24 protein-coding genes and 1 pseudogene are annotated in these 26,118 nt (G+C 66.1%); 22 read left to right on the top strand and 3 right to left on the bottom strand.

The genetic code is table 11. The features are described from left to right. Positions 1 to 40 precede the first annotated feature (40 nt). Positions 41 to 511, bottom strand: a complete 471-nt coding sequence (locus FPZ12_RS03135; protein ID WP_341771199.1) for a bacterial transcriptional activator domain-containing protein — start codon at positions 509 to 511, stop codon at positions 41 to 43. Beyond that, a pseudogene (locus tag FPZ12_RS46820) lies at positions 459 to 596 on the bottom strand (helix-turn-helix domain-containing protein); the annotation flags it as partial. The pseudogene FPZ12_RS46820 and the gene FPZ12_RS03135, both read right to left, overlap by 53 nt. 1,823 nt (positions 597 to 2,419) lie before the next feature. Between FPZ12_RS46820 and FPZ12_RS03150 the strand changes: the two are divergent. The 8 genes from FPZ12_RS03150 (at position 2,420) to FPZ12_RS03185 (ending at position 9,235) form a co-directional block, all read left to right on the top strand. Next, on the top strand, positions 2,420 to 3,610 hold the full coding sequence (locus tag FPZ12_RS03150) for a phosphotransferase (protein ID WP_144748663.1): 1,191 nt from the start codon (positions 2,420 to 2,422) through the stop codon (positions 3,608 to 3,610). A gap of 99 nt (positions 3,611 to 3,709) precedes the next feature. Further along, entirely contained in the window at positions 3,710 to 4,411 is a 702-nt protein-coding gene (locus FPZ12_RS03155) for a hypothetical protein (protein WP_144748664.1), read from the top strand. Continuing rightward, on the top strand, positions 4,408 to 4,995 hold the full coding sequence (locus tag FPZ12_RS03160) for a cytochrome c oxidase subunit 3 (RefSeq protein WP_144748665.1): 588 nt from the start codon (positions 4,408 to 4,410) through the stop codon (positions 4,993 to 4,995). Before FPZ12_RS03155 ends, FPZ12_RS03160 begins: the two co-directional genes overlap by 4 nt. Then, positions 4,992 to 5,264, top strand: a complete 273-nt coding sequence (locus FPZ12_RS03165; RefSeq protein ID WP_144748666.1) for a cytochrome C oxidase subunit IV family protein — start codon at positions 4,992 to 4,994, stop codon at positions 5,262 to 5,264. The genes FPZ12_RS03160 and FPZ12_RS03165 overlap by 4 nt, the downstream gene beginning before the upstream one ends. Positions 5,265 to 5,393: 129 nt before the next feature. Next, positions 5,394 to 5,798 carry an SCP2 sterol-binding domain-containing protein gene (locus FPZ12_RS03170; RefSeq protein ID WP_144748667.1) on the top strand — a complete coding sequence of 135 codons (405 nt, stop codon included), beginning with the start codon at positions 5,394 to 5,396 and terminating at the stop codon, positions 5,796 to 5,798. Between the two features lie 26 nt (positions 5,799 to 5,824). After that, positions 5,825 to 6,397, top strand: coding sequence for an RNA polymerase sigma factor (locus FPZ12_RS03175; RefSeq protein ID WP_144748668.1), 573 nt, complete (start codon positions 5,825 to 5,827; stop codon positions 6,395 to 6,397). Positions 6,398 to 6,427: 30 nt separating this feature from the next. Next, the gene (locus FPZ12_RS03180) at positions 6,428 to 7,963 is read left to right on the top strand and encodes an acyl-CoA synthetase (RefSeq protein ID WP_144748669.1); all 1,536 of its coding nucleotides are present in this window, start codon (positions 6,428 to 6,430) and stop codon (positions 7,961 to 7,963) included. A 15-nt stretch (positions 7,964 to 7,978) separates the two neighbouring features. Then, complete coding sequence (locus FPZ12_RS03185) at positions 7,979 to 9,235, top strand: cytochrome P450 (RefSeq protein ID WP_144748670.1); 1,257 nt, start codon at positions 7,979 to 7,981, stop codon at positions 9,233 to 9,235. A gap of 53 nt (positions 9,236 to 9,288) precedes the next feature. On the opposite strand, the gene FPZ12_RS03190 is transcribed toward FPZ12_RS03185, so the two are convergent. Further along, complete coding sequence (locus tag FPZ12_RS03190; protein WP_144748671.1) at positions 9,289 to 10,080, bottom strand: coniferyl-alcohol dehydrogenase; 792 nt, start codon at positions 10,078 to 10,080, stop codon at positions 9,289 to 9,291. A 43-nt stretch (positions 10,081 to 10,123) separates the two neighbouring features. Between FPZ12_RS03190 and FPZ12_RS03195 the strand changes: the two genes are divergently transcribed. The 14 genes from FPZ12_RS03195 to FPZ12_RS03260 all read left to right on the top strand — a co-directional run bounded on the left by FPZ12_RS03195 (position 10,124) and on the right by FPZ12_RS03260 (position 26,009). Continuing rightward, a complete protein-coding gene (locus FPZ12_RS03195; protein WP_144748672.1) occupies positions 10,124 to 11,584 on the top strand; it encodes an aldehyde dehydrogenase family protein in 1,461 nt (486 codons plus the stop codon). A 33-nt stretch (positions 11,585 to 11,617) separates the two neighbouring features. Then, entirely contained in the window at positions 11,618 to 12,304 is a 687-nt protein-coding gene (locus FPZ12_RS03200) for a sensor histidine kinase (RefSeq protein WP_144748673.1), read from the top strand. Next, the gene (locus tag FPZ12_RS03205; RefSeq protein WP_144748674.1) at positions 12,294 to 12,911 is read left to right on the top strand and encodes a response regulator transcription factor; all 618 of its coding nucleotides are present in this window, start codon (positions 12,294 to 12,296) and stop codon (positions 12,909 to 12,911) included. The genes FPZ12_RS03200 and FPZ12_RS03205 overlap by 11 nt, the downstream gene beginning before the upstream one ends. Before the next feature lie 15 nt (positions 12,912 to 12,926). Then, positions 12,927 to 13,307, top strand: coding sequence for a hypothetical protein (locus FPZ12_RS03210; protein ID WP_144748675.1), 381 nt, complete (start codon positions 12,927 to 12,929; stop codon positions 13,305 to 13,307). A gap of 122 nt (positions 13,308 to 13,429) precedes the next feature. Continuing rightward, positions 13,430 to 14,257 (top strand): MlaE family ABC transporter permease, encoded by an 828-nt coding sequence (locus FPZ12_RS03215; RefSeq protein WP_243769648.1) that lies wholly within the window; start codon positions 13,430 to 13,432, stop codon positions 14,255 to 14,257. A gap of 10 nt (positions 14,258 to 14,267) precedes the next feature. Further along, positions 14,268 to 15,116: an ABC transporter permease gene (locus tag FPZ12_RS03220; RefSeq protein WP_243769649.1), complete on the top strand. Its 849-nt coding sequence runs from the start codon at positions 14,268 to 14,270 to the stop codon at positions 15,114 to 15,116. A 78-nt stretch (positions 15,117 to 15,194) separates the two neighbouring features. Further along, positions 15,195 to 15,938 carry an ABC transporter ATP-binding protein gene (locus tag FPZ12_RS03225; protein ID WP_144748703.1) on the top strand — a complete coding sequence of 248 codons (744 nt, stop codon included), beginning with the start codon at positions 15,195 to 15,197 and terminating at the stop codon, positions 15,936 to 15,938. A gap of 4 nt (positions 15,939 to 15,942) precedes the next feature. After that, entirely contained in the window at positions 15,943 to 17,172 is a 1,230-nt protein-coding gene (locus tag FPZ12_RS03230; RefSeq protein WP_144748676.1) for an MlaD family protein, read from the top strand. After that, on the top strand, positions 17,169 to 18,590 hold the full coding sequence (locus tag FPZ12_RS03235; RefSeq protein ID WP_144748677.1) for an MlaD family protein: 1,422 nt from the start codon (positions 17,169 to 17,171) through the stop codon (positions 18,588 to 18,590). The genes FPZ12_RS03230 and FPZ12_RS03235 overlap by 4 nt, the downstream gene beginning before the upstream one ends. Continuing rightward, positions 18,587 to 19,861 (top strand): MlaD family protein, encoded by a 1,275-nt coding sequence (locus FPZ12_RS03240; RefSeq protein WP_144748678.1) that lies wholly within the window; start codon positions 18,587 to 18,589, stop codon positions 19,859 to 19,861. The genes FPZ12_RS03235 and FPZ12_RS03240 overlap by 4 nt, the downstream gene beginning before the upstream one ends. Continuing rightward, on the top strand, positions 19,858 to 21,150 hold the full coding sequence (locus FPZ12_RS03245; protein ID WP_144748679.1) for an MlaD family protein: 1,293 nt from the start codon (positions 19,858 to 19,860) through the stop codon (positions 21,148 to 21,150). Before FPZ12_RS03240 ends, FPZ12_RS03245 begins: the two co-directional genes overlap by 4 nt. Position 21,151: 1 nt before the next feature. Then, positions 21,152 to 22,408 carry an MlaD family protein gene (locus tag FPZ12_RS03250; protein WP_243769650.1) on the top strand — a complete coding sequence of 419 codons (1,257 nt, stop codon included), beginning with the start codon at positions 21,152 to 21,154 and terminating at the stop codon, positions 22,406 to 22,408. A gap of 7 nt (positions 22,409 to 22,415) precedes the next feature. Then, on the top strand, positions 22,416 to 23,705 hold the full coding sequence (locus FPZ12_RS03255) for an MlaD family protein (RefSeq protein ID WP_144748680.1): 1,290 nt from the start codon (positions 22,416 to 22,418) through the stop codon (positions 23,703 to 23,705). After that, a complete protein-coding gene (locus FPZ12_RS03260) occupies positions 23,706 to 26,009 on the top strand; it encodes an MMPL family transporter (protein WP_144748681.1) in 2,304 nt (767 codons plus the stop codon). The last annotated feature ends 109 nt before the right edge of the window (positions 26,010 to 26,118 follow it).

Raw genomic sequence — 26,118 nt, forward strand, 5'->3', positions numbered from 1 at the left:
AAGGGAGCGGTGATTGTTTCAGTAGGAGATCGAGGTCAGCTCAATTGGCTTGTCGACTTTCCAGTGGATTGTCCCGTTGCCGCAGGGCTTCGGCAAGACGCAAGGTGTCGGGTGCCGGACGTTGGCCCAAATCAGACAGTGATGTGGTCAGCAGGTGCAGCGTGCGCTCGATGTTGGCGTGGTGCCCGAGGCGAGCTTGCATGCGCATGAGGTCGCGGTAGATCGCTTCATTGTACGGATCGAGCTGACGCGCGTTCTCCAGCAGTTCGAGAGCCTCTTCGGGAGCCTCGTTCCTGATCTCGGCGATCAGGAAGCTAAGCGAGTCAAGGACTTCCCGTCGGAGCGCTTCGCGGGGGCCTTCGATCCACTTGGCTGTGATTCCGCCGCCAAGGTCTCCGCGGTACAGCTCGGGAACTCGCCGCAGGGCCGCCAAGCGGTCGGCCGTTCGGCGAGGGTTCGGACGTCCCTCGTTCCCAGCGCACGACGGTACTGGGATCGACGCCGAAGGTATACGCGAGCGACTCCTGCGTGTACCCGGCGGCCTTCCGGGCGCGTACCAGACCAGTGCGCTTGGTTGCCATGAGTGTCCTCATCATTAGAGATCGAGTCCTGGTCACATTACTGCAGGTCAAGCATGCAGATGCAAGGTTTTCGCCAGGATTTCGCCGGTCTCTCGCTCTGGTGGGGTGGGGCACGGCCCGTCAAGGTCGACTGTGGCCCCAGCGTCGGGGACGAATCCCCGCCCACCGGACCTTGGTGACACGCGATTCTTGCGCGTGCGCGCTACTGGTTCGGTTGCCCCGGCGCTGAGTGCGTCATCGGTTTCGTTGGCGTAGCAAGGGAGTGCAGCCATGACCGTCCGATTCGTTGAACGCGCCAAAATCTCAGGCCCGGTCGATGGGCTACGCCGCAGCCACGATCGGCTGGCGAGGCCGGCGCGACGGGTCCCGGAGCCGGCACAGCTCTACACCCTCGTCGTTCTGACGCTCTGTCTCCATGGCCCGGCGACAGATAACTGTTGCTGCAGCTGTAAAGCAGCGTGGCCGTGCGAGCCAGTTCGGCTGGCGTGCAGGCTGCGAGAGGGGTTTTGACCGTGTCCGCCACCACGATCGAAATGGACGCCTTGGTGCGCGCTCTGGTCGTCAACGCAGCCAACTTGCCCACTGCGGCTGTGCAACTACAGCAGGGAGTGCTGAGTTCGGAGCGAGAACACGAACTCGGCGAGTTCCTGATCCGGCTCGGCGAACTCCTGCACCAACACGCCGACCTCACTGGGGGACAACGTGACGCGGCCCACGGGAGCGCCTCGTGCGTGCCAGACCGCGGTACAGAGCGGCGTGGTTCGCCGTGAGTCGGGTAGGGCTGGTGGCTCTCGTCTACTTTGGACTCGTCGCGGTTGCGCTGGCGCTGCTGTTGATACGTCGCCGGCTTGCGCGGCGTCGTGAACGTGCACGTCACCTTCCGTTTGGCAGGTCATCACGCGGGTCGAGCAGGAGCGACGAGCGCAGGGCACTGACCGACTGCCCCGTCGTGTCTACGGTCTACCAGCCGGATGGCGCTGGCCGGATCGAGATGTCGATGATGCGCCGAGCCGTGCCCCGGCGAGGACCTTATGAGCGTCTTCCAGCCTGATGTGACCGCCGGGCCTCTACGAGCAGTTCGCTGATTACCTGGCTGTGCGGATCGAATCAGGCGCGTGGCCACCAGGAGCGCTGTTCTCTGGCCAACACCAGATACCGGGCGAGGACGGCGTGTCCCGCCACACCGCCCTCCAAGCCGTCCAGGTGCTGCAAGCCCGCAGCCTGATCGTCACGCGGCCCAGCCAGGGTTCCTACATCGCGCCGCGGCGATCGAACGCAGCCGCCGGGTACAAAACTTCGAGTCGAAAGGTACCGATGATGCCCCGCCCGACGAACGAGGCTTTCTCCAACGCCTCGCCGACGCGGGAAGGCACCTGCGAGCCGGCAAGCGGGTGCTCCGGCTATGAGAAGGACCTGGAGGAGGCGATGAAGCACGAGGGCATCGCCCGGCCGGATGGTTTCCCAGGGGCAGGGAGCCAGCCACCCATCTGACCGTACTCACCGTCGAAGCCGTCGCGACCGAGGTTGCCCGTCGAAGTCCGCCAGCCTTTTGGTGACAGTGCCGGATAGCTTCGTGAGGGCGTGTGCCGGTCGTTCGGAGCTCGCTGTGTCGGCGTCGTAGGCAGAGGTCCGGCGCGGCACACGGCGTGGTTGCGTCACGCAGAAGTTTAATTTACTCTACATTAAAAATTGCACGCAGGTCGTCTCACACTGAGGAGCTTCGACGAAGAGGTCGTGCCAGGTGGTTCCGAGGTCGGGGCCGGGGACGGTCGCCTCGCCATGCCCGCAGTCGCACTGAGGGAGTGCGGAGACGCCGTGATGGTCGAGGAGCCCGGTTCATGGTGGTGAGGGACAAGGTGCGCGCGGTCGGCCTTGCGGCGCGTGTTGGCCGGCATGTCGCCCGCGAGAAGGTCGGCCCCAAGGTCCGGCCGACCACCCCGGAGGCAGTGCCTCCGTCGGCCGAGTCGATCACGACTGAATGGCTGACCGCTGTTCTGTGCCGGAACGTTCCCGGCGCGCGCGTTGTGAAGGTCGGCCTTGGACGTGGAGATAATGGAACCAGTGCGCGGCGAGCGGTCGCCGTGACGTACAACGAAAAGGGCGCAACCGCTGGCCTGCCGACGCGGCTGTTCACGAAATCCACGGCGACGTTCGCGTCTCGGCTGCTGCTCGGCCTCACCGAGATCGTGGAGGGGGAGACGCTTTTCTACAACCGAATGCGGCCGGAGTTGACGATCCGCAGTCCACGGTCGTTCCACGCCTGCTTCGATCCGCGCACCTACCGCTCTCTCGTGCTTGTGGAGGATCTCGCGCACGAAGGCTGGAAATTTCCGGATCCACTTCACAACCGGGTCACCCGGGCCGACGCCGAGGACATGGTGTCCGAGATGGCCACGTACCACGCCGCATTCTGGGACAGTTCGCGCTTTGACACCGATCTGCGGAGATTGCGGCCCGCGCGCGAGTGGCAGGAGAACCTCAACCGCAAGGTCGGCTTCGAAAAGCGAACATTGGTCGGCCTCGAACGAGCTCGAGAAGTTGTGCCACGGGAGCTGTACGCGGACCGGAATGCGCTGTACCCCGCTTTCATGCGCTCGTTGGAGCTGCACCGCACGGCTCCGGCGACACTTCTGCACCAGGATGTGCACCTTGGGAACTGGCTGCGCGACGCGGACGGCCGGATGGGTCTCTACGATTGGCAATGTGTCGCCCGAGGACATTGGGCTCTGGACTACTCGTACGCGCTCGCCGGTGGTCTAGCGACCGAGGACCGGCGCAACTGGGAGAAGGACCTCCTGAACCTCTACCTCGAACGCTTGGGGGAGCACGGTGTCGGCGAGCCACCATCGTTCGAGGAAGCCTGGCTCGGCTACCGCCAACAGCCGATGCACGCGCTGGTGTTCGGGCTGTTCACCCTGGGCGGCAGCAGGTTCGAACCTGAGCTTCAGCCCCGTGACTACACGCTCGCAGCGATCAAGCGGATCGCCCAGCACGTAGTGGATCTGGAGTCGATCAACGCGATCGGATGACGCCGTCAGCCCGTGGTGCCGGATCGGTTTGGTGAGCTCGATGTTGTGTCCGCGGCGCCTGCCGCCGTGTGGTCACCTGACTTCAGTGAGGTGTATTCGATGAACGAACGGGTCAAGCTGCTCTGCGCGTGGTGTGGTCCCGCCACCGTCGTGCTCGCGTTGATCGGCTGGCTGATCGCGGGCGTCCTACCGATCCCGCCCGCGGCACATCAGAGTGCTGCGGATATCGCTGCCTTCTATGAGGATTCACCGTCGCGCACGATGGCAGGACTCATCCTGTCGGCGCTCGCGGTAGGGTTGGTGTTCCCGCTGGTGGCGCTGATCGGTGTGCACATGGTGCGGATGGAAGGCCGTACCCCGCTGATGACCTTCCTGCAATTGGTCACCGGTGCGGCGACCGGCGTGCTGCTGCTGATCCCGTTGCTGTTGATGGTGGTCTGCGCGTTCCGGCCCGACCGATCGCCCGAGTTGACATTGCTGCTCAATGATGTGGCCTGGCTGCTGTTCATCACGCCGATCGCTCCCTTCATGATCCAGAATGTCGCCATCGGTATCGCGGTACTCGCGGACCGCAACCCGGAACCGGTTTTACCGCGGTGGGTCGGTTATCTGAACTTCTGGGTGGCCTTCCTGTTCGTGCCGGACGTCCTGGCCTACTTCTTCTACAGTGGACCGTTTGCCTGGCAAGGCATCTTCGTATTCTGGCTGGCTTTGACGGCGTATGCGGTGTGGCTTGTCACGATGGGGCTGGTCCTGCGTCGCTCGGTGAAGACGTCCGCCGCTGTGCCGGTGGCGGCATGACGCCGGAGCTGCCCGAATTCCTGGTCGAGGAAACCGGGCAGGTGCCGCGGGCGGCAGTCGTCCCTGATCGAGCACCGCCGCCGGGCGAATCCGGGCTGTGGGTCTTCATCTTCGGCGACATGACCTTGTTCGCGGCGTTCTTCGTCGTGTTCCTCTGGGAATTCAGGCAAGACAGGTCCGGCTTCTCGGCTTCGGCGGATCAGTTGCTTCTTCCGCTGGGAGCGGTCAACACGCTCGTCCTGCTGACCAGCTCACTGTTGGTTGTGCTCGGAGTCCATCGCGGCCGCCGGGGAGCGTTCACCGGCGCGCTGCTGTGCGGATCGCTCTTCGTGGTGCTCAAGGTGACGGAGTACGTGCACGAAGCGGGGCTCGGCAACACGCTCGCCACGGACTCGTTTTTCACCTTCTACTACGTGTTCACTGGTATTCACCTGCTACACGTGCTGGTCGGCGGTGTCCTGCTGGTCAGTGCACGGCACGGCACGAGCAGGCGGTTCATCGAGGGGGCCGGAACATACTGGCACCTGGTCGACCTGTTGTGGGTCGTTCTCTTCTCCCTGTTCTATTTGGCGGGTGCCGCATGAGTGGAGACAACCGACGCCGGATCCTGGCGGTATGGGCCGGGCTGATGCTCGCGACCGCGTGTGGCTGGTGGATCGGCACTGATCATCCGATCCGTGGTACCGGTCCGCATTGGGCGGCAGCCGCGGTGGTGTCCATCGCCTTCATCAAGGCCCGCTACATCGGTCTCGACTTCATGGGACTGCGGCAAGCATCACGTATGCTCCGCGGCCTTTTTGCCGTCTGGACGACCGTTGTCGGCGCCGCGGTCACCTTGCTCGCGCTCGTCTGACCCACCACTCACTCGAACGGGTGACATCTGAGTTCTGGCCAGATCTTTGAATCACGATTAAAAATCGCTAGCATGGCATCCGGCCGCCCGTCGGGGTGCGGTCCAGGCCCACAGAGACGTGGAGGAAGTATGTCGTTCGCCAATGAGGACGAGGTCCGTCGCTACATCGGCGGTATCTTCGAAACGGCGTTCAAAGACCAGGAGATCGGCCCCAAGCTGGTCGAGACCGGCCTGGTGCTCAAGTTCGCGTTCACCGAACCGGATGCGCACATCGTGATCGACATGCCGGAGCAGCAGGTCCACCTGGGGGATGCGCCCGGCAAAGAGCCGTCCGCCACGATGTCGATGCAGAGCGAGACCGGCAACGCGTATTGGCAGGGCAAGGTGAACCTGCCGTTCGCGATGGCGCGCGGCAAGATCAAGGTGGACGGGAACGTCGCCAACCTGCTGAAATTGGCTCCGCTGGGCAAGAAGCTGTACCCGGTGTACATCGAGACCCTTCGCAATGACGGACGTACCGACCTGCTCGTCTGACCGTTGCTTGTGGAGGGATCGTCGCAATGAGCACAAGTCTCGGCAGTGCGGTCGAAGCCTGGGATCTCGTCGACCGCACGCGTACCGGTGACATCGACGCGTTTTCCGACCTGTACCGGCGTCACTACGCCGAGGTTTTCGATTTCGTGCTGGTGCGTGCCCGGAACTGGACTCTCGCGGAGGAGATCACCGCGGAGACGTTCTGCCGCGCGCTGCGCCGCATCGACTCGGTGACTTATCGCGGTTCGTCACCCGCGGCCTGGCTGAGCACGATCGCTCGCAACATCATCATCGACGAGTTCAAATCCTCGCGGAGGCGCAGGGAAGTGCCGTGGCTGGAAGGTGCTGACTGGCCGGGCGAGGCCACCGACCCGGGAGTCCGGGTGTGTCAGCGCGAGGCCGCGATCGAATTGCACCGGTCGATGGCGCAGCTCACCGATGAGCAACGGCGATGCCTGACGTTGCGGTTCTTCGAGCACCGGCCGGTCGCGGAGGTCGCGCGGTTGATGCGCAAGAGCGAAGGATCGGTGCGAGCCTTGCAGAACCGGGCGGTACGCAGGCTTGGCGACTTTCTCACGACGGGGGCGGCCGGCCGCTGAACCGGCCGTGAACTGGAAAGGAAAGCTGGTATGTATCCCGGAAACCACGCGCGAAGGAACCCGGACAAACTGGCGGTGGTGATGGCGGAATCCGGCCGTGCGCTCACCTATCGCGAGCTCGACGATCGCTCGGCGAAGTTCGCGCGGGTCCTGCATGACGCCGGACTGCGCCGCGGGGACGTCCTGGCGATGTTGTCGGAGAACACGCTCGAGTGCTTCGAGCTCTACTGGGCGGCGATCCGGTCGGGCCTGTATGTCACCGCGATCAACCGACACCTGTCGCCCGGCGAAGTGGCTTATATCGTCAACGACAGCGGTGCGCGTGCCCTGGCCGTTTCCGCGACGCTTGCTCCGATTGCCGAGGCCATCACGGATCGGACACCCCAGATCAAGCGCAGGTATGCCTTCGGCGGCCCGGTGGCGGGGCATGAAACGTATGAAGAGGTGCTGCAAGCCGTCGGCGCGCGGCTGGAAGATCAGCCGCGCGGGGCGGAGATGCTGTACTCGTCGGGGACGACTGGCCGACCCAAGGGGATTCGCTTGCCTCTGCCGGAACATCAGGTCCACGAAGCGCCGGACCTACTGCTCCCGTTGTTCCAGAAGATGTACGGCCTCACCGAAGACGATGTCTATCTCTCCCCGGCGCCGATTTACCACGCTGCCCCGCTCCGGTGGTGCGCGGTGTTCAACGCGCTGGGCGCGACCGTCGTGCTGATGGAGAAGTTCGATGCGGAGGGCGCGTTGCGGGCGATCGAGCAGCACCGCGTCACAGTGACGCAGATGGTGCCGACGATGTTCGTCCGGATGTTGCAGCTCCCGGACGATGTCCGCGCGCGCTATGACACCTCGAGTCTCAAGGTCGCGGTCCATGCCGCCGCGCCTTGCCCGGTCGAGGTGAAACAGCGGATGATCGACTGGTGGGGGCCGATCCTGCACGAGTACTACGGCTCGACCGAAGGCAATGGTGTCACGTTCATCGACACGGAACAGTGGCGTCGCAAGCCGGGTTCCGTCGGGCGTAGCGCACTCGGACCGGTGCACATCTGTGACGACGAGGGCCGTGAGCTACCGCCAGGCGAAGTGGGGCTGGTCTATTTCGAACGTGAGCAGTTGCCCTTCGAGTACCACAACGCCCCGGAGAAGACGAAGGACGCACAGCATCCCGATCATCCACATTGGACCGCCATCGGCGATATGGGCTATGTGGACGAGGATGGTTTCGTGTTCCTCACCGACCGCAAGGCTTTCATGATCATCTCCGGTGGGGTCAACATCTACCCGCAGGAGGTCGAGGACATCCTGGTGCTGCATCCCAAGGTGCGTGACGTCGCCGTCATCGGTGTTCCGGATCCGGAGATGGGCGAGCAGGTCAAGGCAGTCGTCGAGGTAGCGCCGGGTGTCGGGGCGGGAGCCGAACTGGAGCGGGAGCTCATTGGCTACATCCGTGATCGCATCGCGCATTACAAAGCGCCCCGTAGTATCGACTTCGTCGAGGAATTGCCCAGGACACCTACGGGCAAGCTGCTCAAACGCACGTTACGGGATCGCTATCTCACCCCTGCTTGAACGACCGGAGGAACCATGACATCCGCTGTCTCCGAACAAAAAACGTACGACCCGGTCTCCGTGTCGCCCTTGTCGTTTTGGGCGGCCACCGCGGAGGAGCGCGAGGAGAGCTTCCGCGTTCTGCGACGGGAACGGCCGATCAGCTGGCACCCGCCGCTCGAGGGATCACTGATGCCCCCGCAGCAGGATGGGATCTGGGCCGTCGTCCGGCACGAGGACATCCTGCGCGTGAGCAAGGACTGGGAGACCTTCACGTCCGCGGAAGGAGTGCAACAGGAGGAAGTGCCGGACGAGATCCTCGAAGCCGCTGAGTCGTTTCTCGGTATGGACCCGCCACGGCACACTCGTTTGCGGAAGCTCGTCAGTGCGGCCTTCACGCCCAGGCAGGTCGCCAAGATCGAGGAGCAGATCAAGAACCAGGCCAGGACCATTGTCGACGAGTTGCTCGACGCCGGTGACTGCGACCTGGTCTCTCAGGTCTCGAAGCGTCTTCCGATGTGGACGATCTACGAGATGATGGGTTTGCCCGTCGCCGACCGGGAGGCCGCCGCGCACGCTGCCGACGGCATGGTGTCCTGGGCCGACGAGGACGTTGCCGCCGGGCGGGAGCCGGGCACCGTGCTCAACGAATCGCTGGTGACCTTGCTGAGCAAGGGCCTGGAATTCGCCGAGTTCCGGCGTGCGAACCCGGCCGAAGACCTCATGACCAACCTGGTGCAGGCCGAAGTGGACGGTCACCGGCTGTCGGATGAGGAGATTGGCGCCTTCTTCGTGCTGTTGTCGGTCGCGGGCAACGACACGACACGCAATACGATCAGCCTGACGGCCAAGGCATTCACCGATTTCCCGGATCAGAAGGCGTTGCTGCTCGAGGACTTCGACGGCCGGATCAAGACTGCCACGGAAGAGTTCGTCCGGTGGGCCAGCCCGGTCATGACGTTCCGGCGAACCGTCACCAAGGACGTCGAGCTCCATGGCCGCCACTTGTCGGCGGGAGACTGGGTGGTGATGTTCTACTCTTCGGGCAACCGGGACGAGAGTGTGTTCGCCGACCCGAACCGTTTCGACATCACCCGCAACCCCAATCCACATGTGGGGTTCGGTGGCGGCGGGCCGCACTTCTGCATGGGGAACATGCTTGCAAAGACTCAGCTCCGTGCGCTGTTCGGTGAACTGCTGCACCGGGTACCAGGGTTGCAGGTGGGTGAGCCGACCTACCTGACCGGCAATTTCGTTCGAGGCGTGAAGTCGTTGCCCTGCACCATCCGCTGACGGGGAAAGAGCCCGCCTCCGAATCCGGAGGCGGGCTCTTTCTCATGCCCCGCTCAGATTTCCGGGGCCGGCACCAGACCTGAGAGCACTGCGCCGGTGATCCCGCCGTCCACCACGAGCGCATGACCGTTGACCCACCGGGCGCCGGGCGACACCAGGAAGAGGATCGGCTCGGCGATGTCGTCCGGCGTGGCGTGGCGACCGAGGAGGAACTTGACCCCGTCGAGGTTGTCCTTGCCCATCGACTCCTCGAAGTCGGCCAGAATGGGGGTTTCAACGGGGCCGGGGAGGATCGCGTTCATCCGGACGTTCTGCTCGACCAGCCCGGTCGCCATCGCCATGGTGTAGACCGTCACGCATTCCTTGGAGAAGTTGTACGTGTTGCCCTCCTGCGGATGGTCGCGGAACCAGTCCAACCCGGATTCGAAGGTGTCGGCCGCCAGCAGCTCCCGGATCGACTCGAGACGTTGTGCCCAGCCGAACCCGGCGGTGGAGGAGACGTTGACGATCGCGCCGCCCGGGTTCAGCCGGTCGAACATCGCCTCCGTGAGGTGGCGCAGGCCGAGAAAGTTGACTTTGAAGACGAGTTCGGACGGCGCGGTTCCCGGGAGGCCTGCCACGTTGATGTGCGCGTCGAAGCCGGAATCGAGTTGCGCGAGGGCCTCGTCGATGCTCGCCGGGTCGGACAGGTCGATCGGGATGTGCCGCGACACAGGCACCGTGGGGTGGTTGCGGTCCAAGCTCACCACGGTCGCGCCCCCCTTGGTCAGCTGTTCGGCCACCGCCTGCCCGATTCCGGACGCGGCGCCGGTCACGACGCAGCGCAGGCCGCTCACACTCGACATAGGACTTCCTTCCAGCTCGCTTCAATTTAATTTAGACTATAAAATGCGGTACGGTGTCAGCTCAAGGGCTACCGGCCGCGGCTGCGTATCGAAGGAGATTGCAGTGACCTCAGACGTATCGAGCGAAACCAGGCCGGCCGCCGACACCGTCGGCGACGCGGTCACGGAGCTCCGCGCCACCTTCGCGACCGGGCGGACGAAAAGTCCCGCCTGGAGAACCCGCCAGTTGGCCTGCATCGAGCGCATGCTCGACGAGCACGAGGACGAGATCGCCGCGGCGCTGGCCGACGATCTCGGGCGAACCAAGGCTGAAGCCTGGCTGGGAGACATCGCCTCGACCAAGTCGGAAGCGACGTACGCGCGGAAGCACTTGCGGAAGTGGATGAAACGCCGCCGCACCTCGCTCTCGTTGAGCTCTTTGCCTGGCAGGGGCTGGTACCAGTACGAACCGCTCGGCGTCGTCCTGATCATCGGCCCGTGGAACTATCCGGTGTACCTCACCCTCGGGCCGCTCGTGGCCGCCGTGGCCGCGGGCAACTGCGCGGTGGTCAAGCCGTCCGAACACGCTCCCGCGTCATCGCGTTTGCTGGCCCGGCTGCTGCCGGAGTACCTCGACAGCGAGGCCGTAACAGTCGTCGAGGGTGAAGCGCAGGTGACTCAGGAACTGCTCGCGCAAGGTGTCGATCACGCCTTCTTCACCGGCGGTACCGAAGTCGGCAAGCGGATCATGGCTGCCGCTGCCCCACACCTGACTCCGGTCACCCTCGAACTGGGCGGCAAGAGCCCGGTGATCGTGACGGGCAATGCGGACATCGAGGTGGCCGCGCGGCGGATCGCCTGGGTGAAGCTGATGAATGCCGGTCAGACCTGCATCGCGCCCGACTACGTTCTCGTCGACAGGAGTGTCCGGGACAAACTGGTCGATGCCATTGTGCGGACCATGGGCACTTTCCGTACCGGGCAGGCGCCGTCGATGCGCATCGTCAACCGCCGCCAGTTCGATCGCCTGGCCGCTGTCCTCGAGCACTCGGACGGAGACGTCGTCCTCGGTGGGGGAACCGACGTGGACACAATGGGTATCGCGCCGACGGTGGTCGTGGACCCGAGCCCGGACTCGCCGGTGATGGAGTCGGAGATCTTCGGCCCGATCCTCCCAGTGCTCACAGTGGACTCTCTGGACGACGCGATTTCCTTCGTCAATGGACGGCCCAAGCCGCTCGCGGTGTATTTGTTCACAAAGAATAGTGCCGAGCGCGACAAGGTTCTCGGAAACACCACTTCGGGTGGCGCGGTCGTCAACCACATAGCCATGCATTGCCTCGCCCCGCAGTTGCCTTTCGGTGGAGTCGGTGACAGCGGCATCGGTGCCTACCACGGGCGATGGGGATTCGAGGCGCTGAGCCATCGAAAGGCGGTGCTGTCCAAGCCGTCCCGGCCGGATCCGTCGCTGATGTACCCGCCGTACACGGACAGGAAGCTCAAGCTGATGCGCCGCTTCTTCTGAGTCCGGTCGGGAAGGGCCGTAGCCGTGACCACTATGGAATTCCCAGCTGCCGACGCCATGTCGCAGGACCCGTCGAAGGTGCTGCGCTCAGCAGCGGCCGAGCTGCACGACGGCGTGGCACAGGACCTGTTCGCCGCGAGCATGGAGGTCGAGGACCTGACTCGTGCGGGCGGGCTTCCTCCCGGGGTGGGCGACCAGCTCGCCCGGATCGCGTCCAATCTGCACAAGAGTTCCCTGCAGTTGCGTGGCGTGCTCACGGGCATGTTCGAGGGAAACCTGGATCGCCGTGGTGACACCGTCGTCGAGCGGATTCGGTCGTGTGTCGAGAGGGCCTTGCACCGGAGTGACCTGACGATCGACATCCGGCTCGAGGGGACCGGGCCCGAGCCGGACCCGGACTGCGCGGACCTGATCGTGCGTTCGGTCCGCGAAGGGCTCGCCAACGTGGTCAAGCACGCCGACGCGACCGAGGTGCTGGTCATCATGCGGAGAGGCACGTCATGGTGGACGGTCATGGTGGAAGACGACGGCCTCGGGGACGCGACCGTGGTCCGGCACATGATCGTGAAGTCGGCCGGGCTCACGCTGGGACTGGCGAGCCTCGCGGCGGAGGCTGACCGGCTTGGCGGGCGCCTGTGGTTGTCGTCGGCAGGGCGGCTCAGCGGCGTCAATCTCAGTATCTCCGTCCCGGTGAGGGTGGTGAGCAGCGATGCCGGCTGAGCTCACGGCCGTCCTGATCGACGACCATCAACTCGTTTTGGAAGGGCTTTCCCGTGCGCTCGCTCGCGAAGGGCTGCGGGTCGTCGGTTCGTTCGTGGCGGCGCCGGAGGCTCTGGGGTATCTCTCGGAGCATCCGGTCGATTTCGCTGTCGTCGACTTGAGGCTGGGTGGTGACTCGGGGATTCGTGTGGTCGGCGAAATCCGGCGGCTCTCGCCGAAGACGCGAGTCGCGGTACTCACCAGTTATGACGACCGCGTGGCGGCTGCCGCGGCCATCCGTTCGGGCGCGACCGGTTTTCTGTTGAAGACCACGCTTTCCAGCGATCTCGGGCGGCAGTTGCGTGAGGTCGCCGAAGGAAACCTGGTCGTCGACGCTCGTGTCGCCGCAGCAGTTTTCGAACCGTCCGATCTGCTGGGCGGGACCGAGGTGACGGTTTTGCGCTTGGTGGCCGAAGGGCTGACGAACCGCGAGATCGGTCAGCGGATGCACCTGAGTCACTACACGATCAAGGATCACCTCACGAAGGCCATGCGAAAGCTCGGGACGGGTACGCGCGCCGAGACCGTGGCCAAGGCTGTCCAACAGGGACTGCTGCGGCAGGTGTGAAGGGAGGCCGGGCCAATGCAGTGGGATCCGATGCGTTGGGCGGACGAAGTGGATGCCCCAGGCGTCGTCAGGGGCGCTTCGACGGGGTTCACCGTTCTCGTGCTCGGTGGGCTGGCCGCGCCGTTGGGCGCGCTGGTTCCCGTGGCCGGCACTGTCTGGCTGCCAGTGGTCGCCCTCGTGGCGTTCGTGGTCGCCGCCGCGAGGGTCGGTACCGCGCCGAGACCGTGGTTGCACGGCATGGTTGCCGCGCTGTCCGCCTATTTGCTGGTCCTTCCGCTCGTCCTGCTCGGCGGGTCGCATGACGTCGGGCAGATGGGACTGACCTTCCTCGCGGCGGTACTCGTCGGTGCCGGTTCCGGTTTCCTCGCCGGTTACCGGCGCGACCGTCTGAAGTAGACGGACCCCCAAATGGGGGTCGGCTCCCACCCCGTTCAAGGGTGATCCAGCGCGCAACCGTACTGACCACCGGTCGCCACCCGTTGTACCCGTGACACGGCAACCAACCGGGAGGCGCAACGGTGAGCATCCCCACTGCAGGAGCTGGTGGATTCGTCCGCCGCTGGCGTGACGCCGCGGCGATTCCGCTCAGCGACGCCGGTGACATCGTCGGGTTCGGCGGGAAGGTGCTCTGGTCGGCGATCCGCCACCCGTTCGGTTACTGGGGCGAGGTGCGCAACCAGCTGTTCGACGCGTTGCGGTTGTGCTGGTTTCCGCTGCTGATCTCCAGCACGGCATTCGGCCTCGGAGTGGTGGGTATCCAGGCGGGAAACCTGTTGGCATTACTCGGGGTTCCCGAGCGTCTGGGTTCGCTGATGGTGGTCGGCAGCGTGCGTGAGTTCGGTCCGTGGATCGACGCGATGATCGTTGCCGGGGTCGTCGGGACCGCGATGACGGCAGACCTCGGCGCCCGCCGGACGCGCGAGGAGATCGACGCGATGGAGGTGCTGGGCGTCGACGCGTTGCGGACGCTCGTGGTTCCCCGGGTGATCGCGATGATCATCGTCACCGCCTTGATGGACATGGTTTCGCTGGCGTGCGGGGTCATCGGTGGCTACATCGGCGCGGTTCCGATCCACGGAGCCGACGCGGCGTCGTTCTTCCAGCTGTTCTTCGCGAACTCGACGACGATCGACATCTGGGCGACCGTCGCGAAAACCGCGTTGTTCGGGCTCATCATCGGGGTTGTCTGCAGCTACAAGGGATTCACCGCGAGCGGCGGGCCCGTCGGCGTCGGGCGCGCGGTCAACCAGGCGGTGGTGATCGCGTTCGCGGCGACCTGGATTTTCAACGCGGTGTTCACCGCGATCCTGCTGGGGCTCAACCCCGCGATGCAGGCATTCAAGTGAGAGGGCGGAAATGACGACCGTACTGCCCCCCAAACGGCCGACCGAAGACCAGGACGTCGAGGTCTCGCTGACGCGGGTCACGGAGAAGGTGCGCACCTCGGTCACCACTGGCGGCGAGATTGTGAAATTCTCCGGGCGCACGATCCGTTCGTTCGGCGATCTCCGGCATTTCGTTCCGGAAATCCTGCAGCAGACCGGAATCCTGATTCTGTCCAGCGGCCTGATCATCTGGCTGATGGAGTTCGTCATCGGCTACGAGTGCGGGCTGGAAGGCAAATACGTACTCGACCAGATCGGCGCTCCGCTGTACTCCGGCGTCTTCAACGCGTGGTGTCTGTTGCGCGAGATGTCACCCTATATGTATGGGTACATCTTCGCGGCCAAAGTCGGCTGCGGGCTCGTCGCGGAGATCGGGTCGATGCGGATCTCGGACGAGATCGACGCGCTCGAAGTCATGGGTGTCAAGTCCCGCAGCTACCTGGTCGGCACCCGGATCGTCGCCGCCTGGATCGCGATCCCGTTCCTGTTCATCGTGGGGCTCGGGATTTCCTTCATCGGCGGATACCTGGTGACGGTGCAGCTCCTGGGTGGTGTTTCACCCGGCGGTTACTCGTTCATCTTCTGGCTGTTCCAGAACCCGCTCGACCTGTTGTTCGCCTTGATCAAGGTCATGCTCATGGCCACCGCGATCATCTTCGTCGGGTGCTACTACGGCTACACCGCCGGTGGTGGCCCGGTCGGGGTCGGCCGGAACACGGCCAGATCGATGATGCTCAACATGGTGCTGGTCCACGTGATCGCGTTCCTGGCCACGGAACTGCTCTGGGGCACGAACCTCAACGCGCCGATCGCCAACTGAGTCCCTGGAGGAAAAGTCGTGACGACACAACCGATCCCAGCCGTCCGAGGTCTGGCGGAGAGCAATGGGCAGCCGCCCATGCTGGTGCGGAACCTCAAGAAGTCCTTCGGGTCCTTCCAGGTGATGAAGGACCTGAGTCTCACTTTCGAGGACAATGCCATCACGACAGTCCTCGGCCCGTCCGGTACCGGCAAGAGTGTGCTGATCAAGCACCTGGTCGGGTTGCTCGAACCGGATGCCGGCGAGGTCATCGTGTTCGGCAGGAACATCTGGCAGATCAGTGAGAACGAGCGTTACGAGATCCGCAAGAACTTCGGGGTCCTGTTCCAGGACGGCGCCCTGTTCGGCTCGATGAACCTCTACGACAACATCGCGTTTCCGCTGCGCAAGCACACCCCTAAGAGCGAAGACGAGATCGAACACATCGTGCTGTCACGCGCCAGGGAGGTCGGTCTCGAGGCGTCCTTGGGTAAACGCCCCAACGAGATCTCCGGTGGGATGCGCAAGCGCGCCGGTTTCGCCAGGGCGCTCGTGCTCAACCCGAAGATCGTGTTGTTCGACGAGCCGGACTCGGGTCTGGATCCGGTGCGTACGAGCCTGCTGTGTGACCTGATCCTGGACGTGCACCGGGAACACGGTGGCGCGTACCTCGTCGTCACCCACGATATTCGCAGCGCTCGCAAGGTTTCCGACTACGTCGGGGTCATCTGGCGTGGTGAGGTCGTCCACTACAGCGGGGCGGAAGAAGCCTTCGCCAGCGACGACCCCTTCGTCCGGCAGTTCCTGGCCGGCGAGTCCGCCGGTCCGCTCGGAATGGACTGAACCCATGCGAACAGTCGTCGTCATCTCCGCGATCGCGGTGACCGCAGCGGTCGTGACCGGAGTGGCCGCCGTCTCGGCGCCCGACTACCAGGTGAGTGTCATGCTCCCGTCCGCCACGAATCTCGTGCCGGGCGGCACGGTGGAGATCAAGGGCTTCTCCGCGGGCAAGGTCAGTGACATCGAGCCGGTCGGCGGGCAGGCGAAGATCACCATGGAGCTGGATTCGTCCTACGCTCCGCTGCATGACGGCGCGGTGGCGACCGTCCGGTGGAATTCTCTCGTGGGCGAGCGGCATCTGGCCATTACCGATGGCCCGTCCGCGAACGTCCAAGTGCCCAGCGGCGGGATGCTGAAGGGGAACATGCCGCAGCCGATGGAGCTCGACCAGGTGCTGGCGGCACTGGACCCGCCGACGCGGCAGCGGCTGACTTCGCTCATCAACAACCTGCAGCAGACTCTCAACGGTCACGAGCAGGACCTCAACGCGACAGTGCAGAGTGCGGGGCCGGCGCTGCAGGCGCTCGGTCAAGTGCTGCAGGCGCTTGGCACCGATGGACCGGCGATCTCGGCTCTCGTGACGCAGGTCGAGCAGATGGTTTCGACGTTGTCCGGCCGGGACGGTCAGGTGCGTGACATCGTCGACCGGCTTTCCGCGCTGAGTGGGAACGTCGTGCAGCAGCGGCAAGCGCTGGACCAGTCGCTGCAGAAGCTTCCCGGTGCGTTGCAGACCGCCACCGACACCCTTGGTGACGTGCCCGGGGCGGTCGACAAGACAGTTCCGTTGCTCGACGATCTCAAACCCGCGACCGACCAGCTCCCCGCTGTCGCCGGGAATCTGAAGCCGGTCCTGCAAGACCTGCGCCCACTGGTGGCCCAGTTGCGCCCGACGCTCGCGTCGGCACAGACGTTGCTGCAATACACGCCGGGCCTGCTCGACGAGGCCCATGCCGTCGTGCCGGGCGCGACGTCACTCGTCAGCGACCTGGTGCCTGCCGTCGACTTCCTCCGGCCGTACACCCCGGAGCTGATCGGTTTTCTCACGAACTGGAGTTCCGCGATGTCGAACTACGGCGGGGACGGGCATTACGCCCGCGTGCTCGCGCAAGTCGGGCTGTCCAGCGTGAACATCAACCCGGGGATCACCCCGCCCGGGTTCAGCACCAGTACTCAGCCGGCGCCGGGTGCGCTGGTCAACCAGCCGTGGACCGATGCGACGGGCGGTGGGGTGAAATGACCCGGAAACACCGGCGGCCGCCCGGCAGGTGGCCCGCCGGCCGGCTGATCGCGGTACTCACGGCCGTGGTGCTCGCGACCTCCGGCTGGATGAGTGTGCTTTCCGAAGGCGACGACTCCGGAGCCGTCGTGGTGGCGGAGTTCGCCAACGCCAGTCCGTTGCTGACCGGAAGCGACATCAAGGTGCACGGGGTCAAGGTCGGCACTATTTCGTCGATCACGCTCGAGGATGGCAAGGCGCTCGTCGCGATGAAGCTCGACAACTCCGCGCTGCCGCTGCACCGGGACGCGACAGCACGCGTACGGGCTGTCAGCCTGCTCGGCGAGCGCTACCTGGACCTCGACCGCGGCACCGATTCGGCACCCGCGCTCATGCCAGGGGCACGGCTGCCGATCAGCCAGACCTCGCAGAGCACCGACCTCGACCAGGTTCTCGACACCATCGACCAGCCGACCGGTGACGCGCTGGCCGAACTGGTCGGCGCACTCGGCGACGGGCTCGACGGCAACGGCCAGAACGCCGCCGCGCTGATCAAGGCTCTCGGTCCGGCGTTGAACGACACCAACGGCCTGGTGCGGATCCTCGGCCAGCAGAACGGACTGCTCAACAACGTCGTGGACAGGTTGCAGCCGGTGGTGACGGCGCTGGCCGCCGACAACGGGCAGAGCATGGACTCCCTCGTCGACAACGCCGCCACGCTCGCCCGTACCGCGGCCGACCGGCAGCAGAACCTGGAGAGCACGCTCGCCGGGCTGCCGCAGACGCTGACCGACGCCCGCCAAGTCTTGGGTTCCCTGACGGGCACCGCGCAGCAGACGACCCCGACGCTCGCCTCGCTGCGCCCGGCCACGGACAACCTGACCGCCATCAGCCAGGAGATCACCCAGTTCACGGCGAGTGCGGATCCCGCGCTGTCCGCCGCGGAGCCGGTGCTGGACAAGGCGAAGGACCTGCTGGATCAGGCTCGCCCCGTGACCGACGCGCTGCGCGCCGCCGGACCGGCCTTGCGCAGCGTGGCTGCCGACGCGCAGCCCATCGTGACCGCGGTGGCGGGCAACTTCCAGAACGTGCTGAACTTCCTGCGGTACTGGGCGCTGACAACCAACGGCTATGACGGAATCTCGCACTACTTCCGCGGCCACGTGACGTTCGACGCCAGCATCGCGGCCGGGCATCTCCTCGGCCCGGACGTGAGTGTCCCGCCGCTGAACCAGCCGCCCCCACCCGTCGCCGGTGCCGCGCCACAGCAATCCGCTCCGGGAGGCGTGGACGGCATCATCTCCAACCTGCTGGGCGCACAAGGAGGCGCGCCTACCGGATTGCTCGCCCCACAGGCGGCGCCTGGTGACAGCGCCACCGGCCTCGACCAGACCCAGGAGTCCGGTGCCCTGCAGTTCCTCCTGGGAGGCGGGAAATGAAGGCGAAAAAGCGTTCAGTGGTGATCGGCGGTCTTGTCGTGGTGTTGTTCGTCGGCGCGGTGCTGTTCGCGGTCAACGCGCAGCACGGTCTGCCGGGCAGCACGGAAACCACTGTGCAGGCCGCATTCGACGACGTCGGTTCGTTGCGAGCCGGGGACGAGGTGCGGATCGCCGGCGTGCGCGTGGGCCAGGTCGGCAAGATAACGTTGTCCGGTGGGAAAGCCATCGCGGAACTGGAACTGTCCGGAGTGGACAACGTGTACCGCAACGCCACCGCGAACACCGCGTCGGTGGGTGCCCGTTCGGCGCTGGGGCTGAAGTTCGTCAACCTGGAACCCGGCACTCCCGATGCCGGGGTCATCCCGCCCGACCAAGTGATCCCCTCGTCGAAAACGACCGGCGCGCAGGACATCACCGACCTGCTGACCGTGCTCGACCAGCCGACCCGCGACGCGCTCGGTTCCACGCTGCGCGAGACCGGTAACGGGATGGCAGGTCAGGGCGGAAACCTCAGTGACGCGCTCAAAAACCTGCCGCAGGAGTTACCCGACCTGGCTGCGGTGTCGCGGGCACTGTCGGCGGACGGGGGAGCCGACACGACGCAGATGCTCACCGCGCTGGATTCTTTTGCCGGTCGCTTCAGCGGGCAGCAGGACCAGATCGCTGCCCTGGTGCGAAACCTGAACACGACGCTCGGCGCGGTCGGCGTGGACGGCGGCGCGCCGCTCGGCGAGAGCATCGACCATGCTCCGGCCACCTTGCAGGACGTCCGGGGTGCGCTCGACGCCTTGAAGCAGCCACTGGCCGACACACGATCGGCAATGACGAACCTGCGCGACGGGGCGCAGGCGCTCGGCCAGGCAACGCCGGATGTCCGTGGTGTACTCCGGGAAGCGGTGCCGCCGCTCGCCAAGGTGCCGGCCATCGCAGACCAGGCTCAGCCGGCCGAAGAAGGGCTCACCAAGGTGCTCACCGATGCGCGCCCGCTCGCGCCGCGCGTCACCGGCGCCGTCACGACGGCGGCCGACCCGCTGGCGGTGATGGCGCCGTACGCACCGGAGATCAGTGATTTCTTCACTTACATTTCCCGTGCACTCAGCGACGGGGATGACGCGGGGCACTGGGCGCGATTCATGGTCCTGCCCAGCCCGGAGATGGTGACGGGTCTGGTACCGGGTCTGAAGGCGCCGCTGACCCAGCGCGACCCTTACGCGGCTCCCGGCCAGGCGGCCAACGAACGGAATTCGGCACTGCTCGGAGGCGCCAAGTGAAGGCCACATCCGTCACGCCGCTGCGGCTGGGGATCCTGCTGATCGCGGTCACCGCCGTCGTCGCGGTGCTGATCTTCTGGAAGGACCGGATCACCGTCGCGCTCACGCCGACCTCCACGATCAAAGTGCACCTCGCCGAGAACTACGGCATGTCGCCGTACGCCAGCCGGGTCAAGGTCGCCGGCGTCGAAGTCGGGCAGGTGACCGATGTCCAGCCGGAGCCCGGCGGTGCGCTCGTCACCGTCGAGGTGGACACCGATGTGCCGGGAAAACTGCGGACCCAGCCTTCGGGGCAGGTGCGCCCGACGACTTTGCTCGGGGGCAACTACTTCCTCGATCTCGTTCCCGGCGGGCCGCCCGGCCCGTTCACCGGCGACATCCCCAAGGAGCGCACGTCGGTTCCCGTGGAGATGGACAAGATCAGCCGGACGCTGCAACCCGACACTCTCACTTCGTTGCAGGGTGACCTGCGCGACCTCGACGGCGTGCTGTCCGGCGATGGCCGCACGGCGTTGCAGGACCTGGCCGCGGACGCACCCGGCGCACTGCGGCCCGCGGGACCCGTGCTGCAAGCCTTGCAGGGCACCGAACCCGACAGCGATCTGCCGAACCTGGTCAGCGGGCTGGAGCAGACGGCCGCGGCACTGACCTCGCAACAGGGGCAGCTCGACTCCATTGTGAACGGTCTGGACAAGACGAGCGACGTGCTCGGCGACCGCTCCCACGATCTCAGCCAGGCGATAGCGAACCTGCCCGCGACACTCGATTCGACGACCACCGGACTGTCCAAACTAGACACTTCGCTGCACAAGCTCGGGGACACCGCGGGCCCGGCACGCCCGGTCGCGACTGAACTCGACACCGCCCTGCAGCACCTCAATCCGGTGCTGGCGAAGCTGCGGCCACTGGTGAACAAGACCAACAACCTGCTCGTCGACGCGCGCCCGCTCGTCGACGAGCTGACACCTACGGCTCAGCAAGCGACCGCCGTCCTGCAGGACGTGCAGGGGCCGGTTCTGGACCGGCTCAACGGACCGATCAAGTCCACCGTGCTCTCGCCGTATCACGGCACCGGCCACTACGAGGGCAGTGGCACCGACGATCCGTTCTACAAGGAACTCGCCTACCTGGTCACCGGAATGGACCGGCTGGCCCAGGTGACCGATGCCAACGGCGCCACGATCGGCTACGGGATCGGCCTCAGCCCGGGCACCGTGGGCGGCTTGCCGATCAGCCTCGAGCAGTTGTTCGGGAACCTGACCGGCATCGGACAAAAGGGGAGTCGCTGAGATGAGCGCACTGACGCGCCGCGCGCGCCGTTCCTGGCAACGGCTCCGCACTGAACCGAAGCTGGGACGCAATGTGTCCCTGCTGGTGGTACTGCTCCTCCTGGCAGCGGTTTCGGGTGGCTACATCCTTTCCCACCAGGGGTCGGGTCTCACGAACTGGCCCTGGAGCGACCGCTTCACGTTCCACGCCGAGTTCGCCGACGCGCAAGGAGTGGCGGCGGGCCAGGGACAGGAGGTGCGCATCGCCGGGGTCACGGTGGGCGCGATCCAGTCCGCTTCGGTGAGCCAGGACGGCACGGCGGACCTCGAGCTGGGCATCGACAGCAAGTACCGGGTATACGACAACGCGACCCTCGTGCTGCGGCCGAAGAGCCCGCTCAACGAGATGTACGTCGAGATCAACCCCGGTGGCCCGCCGGGAAAGCAGGTGACGGACGGCCAGACTCTCCCAGTCGGCAACACCCGCAGCCCGGTCACCATCGACCAGGTCACCCAGCACCTCGACGACAACACGAGGCAAGCACTGGGTGCACTGGTGAACGAGGCGGACACCGCGCTCGCGGACGCGCCGCAAACGCTTCCGTCCGGGCTGACCGCGACGGACCAGGTGATGCGGTCGCTGCAGCCGGTGGTCACCGCGCTCAACACCCGTCGGGAGACGCTGGCGCAGCTCGTGCACGCGATTTCCGTGGTGTCGCAGAGTGTTGGCGGGAACGACTCGCGGCTGACCGAGCTCGCGGCGAACCTGCAACGAACCCTGGACACGCTGAGCAACCAGAGCAGCCCGCTCAACGACTCGCTGCAGCAGCTCCCGGACCTGACCACCCAGCTCAAGCAAGCGACCGACGCGGTCTCGCAGCTGACCACCCAGCTGGACCCCACACTGGACGATCTCCGGAACGCCAGCTCTTCGCTGCCCGGTGCGCTGGACAAACTGAGCGGTACCGCGGACAAGATCGGCTCGGTGGCGGACAAGGCCACGCCTGTCGTCGACCAAGCGGGCCCGGTGGTTGCGGATCTGCGGCCGCTCGTCGGCGACGTCAACGCGGCCCTGCCGGACTTGAAACAGATCACCAGCCAGCTCAATCCCGTGACGGCGGCTCTCGTGCCCTACCTGCCCGACCTGCAGGCGTTCGTCTACAACACCGCGTCGGCCACCAGCGTGGTGGACGGTTCCGGCGGCATGCTGCGCGGGATCGGGCAGGTCGGGCCGGACACGATCCCGTTGCTGCGCACCCTCGGCCAGTCGGGCAGGTGAGGCTCTCATGAAGATCAAGAAGTCACTGCTTCCGCACATCCAGCTGGCCGTCGTGCTCGCGTTCGTCGCGGCGTGCGTGACGTTCTTCGGCTACCTCTGGGTCGGTTCCGGCGGCGGTATCCCGCTCGTGACCGGCAAGGGATACCGGGTGTCGCTGGACATCCCGCACGTGTCCAACCTCGTGCGTGGGTCCGACGTGATGTCCGCCGGGGTGAAGATCGGCACGGTCGCCGACGTCCACGTCGACGGTAACCAGGCCTCGGTGATGATGCAGCTCGACGGCGGGCCGCGACCGTTGCACGAAGGGGCCGCGGTCGTCGTGCGGTACAAGACGCTGCTCGAGGAGACGTTCCTCGAAGTCACCGACGGGACGGGTGCGCCGATCGCCGACGGATCGCGGCTCCCGGCGGGATCGGGCAAGCCGGCCGTCGAGCTGAACGACGTGCTCAACAGCCTGGACCAGCCGACGCGCGACGCGCTCGCGGGTTCGATCCGCTCGCTCGGGGCCGCGACCGCGGACGGCCGCGACAGCATCTCGGCCGCGCTGTCCGGGCTCGGGGACGCGGCAAGACAGGGCAAGGACGCGCTGGGCGCGCTCGCGGCGCAGTCCGACCAGTTGCAACAGCTCACCGGTGACACGGCCAGCCTGGTCGCCGCGCTCGACAGCCGGCAGGGCCAGATCGCGCAGCTCGTGACCGACGCCGAACAGCTGACTTCGGTTACCGCGGCCGGAAAGGACGATCTGACTTCGGTCATGCGTGAGCTGCCCGGGCTGCTCGACAAGGCGCGCAGCGCGAGCACCGGACTCACGCAGCTTTCGCAGTCGCTGGCTCCCGTCGCCGCGAACCTGAAGACCGCGGCACCCGATGTCAGTGCGGCACTGCAACAACTGCCCCAGACCGCCGCCGATCTGCGGCGGCTGCTGCCTTCGCTGAACGGCGTGCTCGACACCGCGTCGCCGACGCTGGCCCGGGTGCCCGTTGTCGCGAGTGATGCGGACGCACTGATTCCGCCGGCGGACGTCGCCTTGCGTGATGTCAACCCGATGCTGTCGTACCTGGCGCCCTACGGGCACGAGATCACCGGGTTCTTCGTCAACTTCGGACAGTCGCTGAACACCCAGAACGGGGTGCTGAAGATGACGCTGGTGGTCAACGAGCAGAGTGCCTCCGGCCTGCCCTTGACGACGAATCCCCCGTTGTTCGACCGGAACAACCCGTACCCGGCCGCGGGGTCGCTGAACGATCCCAAGTCGTTCTCCGGCCAGTACCCGCGTGTCCAGCAAGAAGGCAAGTAAATGAAGGCCAGGGCCCGGCGGATCCTGTCCGCGGTGCGTCATCCGACGCGCCGCGGGGCGTTCGCGGTACTCGCCGTACTCGCCGTACTCGTCGTCGGTGGTTTCGTGGCCGGCGGCGCTGCGCGGTTACGGGTGCAGACGGATCTGGACTCCTTTCTGCCCCGGGACGATCCGGAGCTGACCCAGTTCGACTCCGTGTCCCGCGTGTTCGGTGCGGACCCGATCGTCGTGCTGGTCCGGGCGCACCAGCCGGGGCAGCAACTGGACGAGGCGCACCTGTTGCCCCTACTCGGGCTCGAGGGCAAGCTGTCCCAGCTCCCCGATGTCGCTGCGGTCTACGGTCCGGGCACGACGCTCAACCAGATCGCGGGGCAGACACAGCTCCTGCTCGCCGAGCTCACCGGCCGGCGTGACGGGATCCAGAGCCAGGCCGTCGATGCCGCAAAACAGCGCGGCGCCTCCGATTCGGCGGCACAGGAGGCAGGTCAGGAAGCCTTGCGGCAGTTCGATCTCCGCTACGGCCCGCTGCTGGTGCAGGCGATGCCCGCAGGTCTGCCCACCCTGCACAACCCTGGCTTCGTCCGTTCGGTCGTCTACGACACGCAGGGGAAGCCCAAGGGGCAGTGGCGCTTCATCATCCCCAGCGCCGACTCGGCCGCCGTCCTCATTCGCCCGCGTCAGGGCCTGGACGAGACTGCCGCGAAGTCCCTTGTGGACAGTGTCCGGTCGACGGTGGCCGACGCGAAGCTCGACGCGGCACAGGTACAGGTATCCGGCGTCCCGGTGATCATCTCGGCACTCGGTGACGAGGTGCGCGGTGAGATCCCGTTGCTCGGCGGGATCGCGGTGCTGGCACTGGCCGGCTGCTTCCTCCTGGTGCCCTGGACGCGATGGCGGCGCCGGCTTTTGCCGGTCGCGACGACGTTGCTGGCCGTGGCGATGACGCTGGCGATCTTCGGCTGGCTGGACAAACCGGTCTCACTGGGTGTGGTGGCCTTCCTGCCGGTGTTGTTGGGCATCGGCAGCTACTACCCGACCTATTTCGCTCAGCACGCGAGATGGCGGATGGTGTTCGTCGTGGTCACGGCGAGCGCGGCCAGCTTCGCGACGCTGACCCTCTCGCCGATGCCGTTCATCTCGGACCTGGGACTGGCCATGTCCGTTGGTGTGCTGCTCGCGGCCGGAACCGGGTTCGTCCTGCTCGGACGCCACCCGCGGGAGGAAGACTCCGAACCGGGACGAACCGCACCTCGCGCGCGGCGGCACACCAGGTCGACCGTCCTGGCCGCCGGGCTCGTGGTCGGGGCACTCGGCTGGGCGGCCTTGCCCGGCATGCCGTTGGAAGGCAGCTTCGAGAAGCTCGCGGCAGGATTGCCCGCGTTGTCGGACGCCAGGGACGTCGAATCCGTGATGGGTTCCTCAGGGGAGCTCGACGTGGTGCTCGACGGGGGAGATGCCCTTGCTCCGCAGGCGATCGCGTGGGCGCAGCAGGCCCAGAACGTCGCCGTGTCCCGGTATGGTGATCAGCTTCGTCCGGTGGTTTCGCCGCCGACACTGCTGCCTTTCCTCGGCGCGGCACCGAACGCGGACCAGATACAGGCGGGAGTTCGCCTGCTGCCGAAGTACCTCACCGGCGCGGTGTTCAGCGACGACAACAAGACGGCGCTGCTCAGCTTCGGTGTCCGGTTCGACGACATGGGCTCGCTGCAGCACGTCCGCGACGACCTGGCCGCCTCCCTGCCTCCGCCGCCCGCCGGCTATCACGTGGAGATCACCGGCTTGCCCGCCGTCGCCGTCCGGGGCAACGAGCTGCTTTCCGGAGACCGGGTGCTGATGAACCTCGCGGGCATCGTCGCGGCCGGCTCCGTGCTCGCGCTCGGTCTGCGCCGCCGCGCTGACGCAGGGCGGGCAGTGCTCGCCGCGGCGATCGCGACGGGTGCCGGTCTGGCCGGCATGCACCTGGCGGGGGTTCCGCTGAGCCCGGTAACCGTCGGGCTCGGTTCCCTCACCGCGGCGGTCGGCTGTGAGTTCACTGTGCTGCTCGCCGAGTCGGCCCGCCGGAACAGTCGCACGTTGCGGCGGTCGGTCGGGCTGGCGGCATTGACCTCGGCGGTCGGCTACACCGTGCTTTCCTTCTCCGGATTGACGGCGATCCGGGAGTTCGGCCTGCTGCTCGCCGGCTCGGTCCTGCTCGCGCTCGCCGCCGCCGCGTGCGTCGTGTGGGCGACGGTGGGCAGACCCGGGCGAGGAACGGAAACCGCAGACATCCCCGAAGTTCGCAAGCCCATGGTTGGAGTTCGATGATGAGCACTGACACCGAAGAAGCCACCGCACTCGGTCCCCGGGCGGAACAGGCCCGCGCCAAGCTACGGGACGCCCTCGCCGGGCCGGAAAAGCCTGTGGAGGAAAGGGA

The organism is Amycolatopsis acidicola, from assembly GCF_007713735.2.
Taxonomy (GTDB): domain Bacteria; phylum Actinomycetota; class Actinomycetes; order Mycobacteriales; family Pseudonocardiaceae; genus Amycolatopsis_E; species Amycolatopsis_E acidicola.

Excerpts from the sequence above, each read along its gene's own strand:
- FPZ12_RS03150 (WP_144748663.1), top strand. The coding sequence starts at position 2,420 with ATGGTGGTGAGGGACAAGGTGCGCGCGGTCGGCCTTGCGGCGCGTGTT.
- FPZ12_RS03155 (WP_144748664.1), top strand. The coding sequence starts at position 3,710 with ATGAACGAACGGGTCAAGCTGCTCTGCGCGTGGTGTGGTCCCGCCACC.
- FPZ12_RS03160 (WP_144748665.1), top strand. The coding sequence starts at position 4,408 with ATGACGCCGGAGCTGCCCGAATTCCTGGTCGAGGAAACCGGGCAGGTG.
- FPZ12_RS03165 (WP_144748666.1), top strand. The coding sequence starts at position 4,992 with ATGAGTGGAGACAACCGACGCCGGATCCTGGCGGTATGGGCCGGGCTG.
- FPZ12_RS03170 (WP_144748667.1), top strand. The coding sequence starts at position 5,394 with ATGTCGTTCGCCAATGAGGACGAGGTCCGTCGCTACATCGGCGGTATC.
- FPZ12_RS03175 (WP_144748668.1), top strand. The coding sequence starts at position 5,825 with ATGAGCACAAGTCTCGGCAGTGCGGTCGAAGCCTGGGATCTCGTCGAC.
- FPZ12_RS03180 (WP_144748669.1), top strand. The coding sequence starts at position 6,428 with ATGTATCCCGGAAACCACGCGCGAAGGAACCCGGACAAACTGGCGGTG.
- FPZ12_RS03185 (WP_144748670.1), top strand. The coding sequence starts at position 7,979 with ATGACATCCGCTGTCTCCGAACAAAAAACGTACGACCCGGTCTCCGTG.
- FPZ12_RS03190 (WP_144748671.1), bottom strand. The coding sequence starts at position 10,080 with ATGTCGAGTGTGAGCGGCCTGCGCTGCGTCGTGACCGGCGCCGCGTCC.
- FPZ12_RS03195 (WP_144748672.1), top strand. The coding sequence starts at position 10,124 with ATGCGGTACGGTGTCAGCTCAAGGGCTACCGGCCGCGGCTGCGTATCG.
- FPZ12_RS03200 (WP_144748673.1), top strand. The coding sequence starts at position 11,618 with ATGGAATTCCCAGCTGCCGACGCCATGTCGCAGGACCCGTCGAAGGTG.
- FPZ12_RS03205 (WP_144748674.1), top strand. The coding sequence starts at position 12,294 with ATGCCGGCTGAGCTCACGGCCGTCCTGATCGACGACCATCAACTCGTT.
- FPZ12_RS03210 (WP_144748675.1), top strand. The coding sequence starts at position 12,927 with ATGCAGTGGGATCCGATGCGTTGGGCGGACGAAGTGGATGCCCCAGGC.
- FPZ12_RS03220 (WP_243769649.1), top strand. The coding sequence starts at position 14,268 with ATGACGACCGTACTGCCCCCCAAACGGCCGACCGAAGACCAGGACGTC.
- FPZ12_RS03225 (WP_144748703.1), top strand. The coding sequence starts at position 15,195 with ATGCTGGTGCGGAACCTCAAGAAGTCCTTCGGGTCCTTCCAGGTGATG.
- FPZ12_RS03230 (WP_144748676.1), top strand. The coding sequence starts at position 15,943 with ATGCGAACAGTCGTCGTCATCTCCGCGATCGCGGTGACCGCAGCGGTC.
- FPZ12_RS03235 (WP_144748677.1), top strand. The coding sequence starts at position 17,169 with ATGACCCGGAAACACCGGCGGCCGCCCGGCAGGTGGCCCGCCGGCCGG.
- FPZ12_RS03240 (WP_144748678.1), top strand. The coding sequence starts at position 18,587 with ATGAAGGCGAAAAAGCGTTCAGTGGTGATCGGCGGTCTTGTCGTGGTG.
- FPZ12_RS03250 (WP_243769650.1), top strand. The coding sequence starts at position 21,152 with ATGAGCGCACTGACGCGCCGCGCGCGCCGTTCCTGGCAACGGCTCCGC.
- FPZ12_RS03255 (WP_144748680.1), top strand. The coding sequence starts at position 22,416 with ATGAAGATCAAGAAGTCACTGCTTCCGCACATCCAGCTGGCCGTCGTG.
- FPZ12_RS03260 (WP_144748681.1), top strand. The coding sequence starts at position 23,706 with ATGAAGGCCAGGGCCCGGCGGATCCTGTCCGCGGTGCGTCATCCGACG.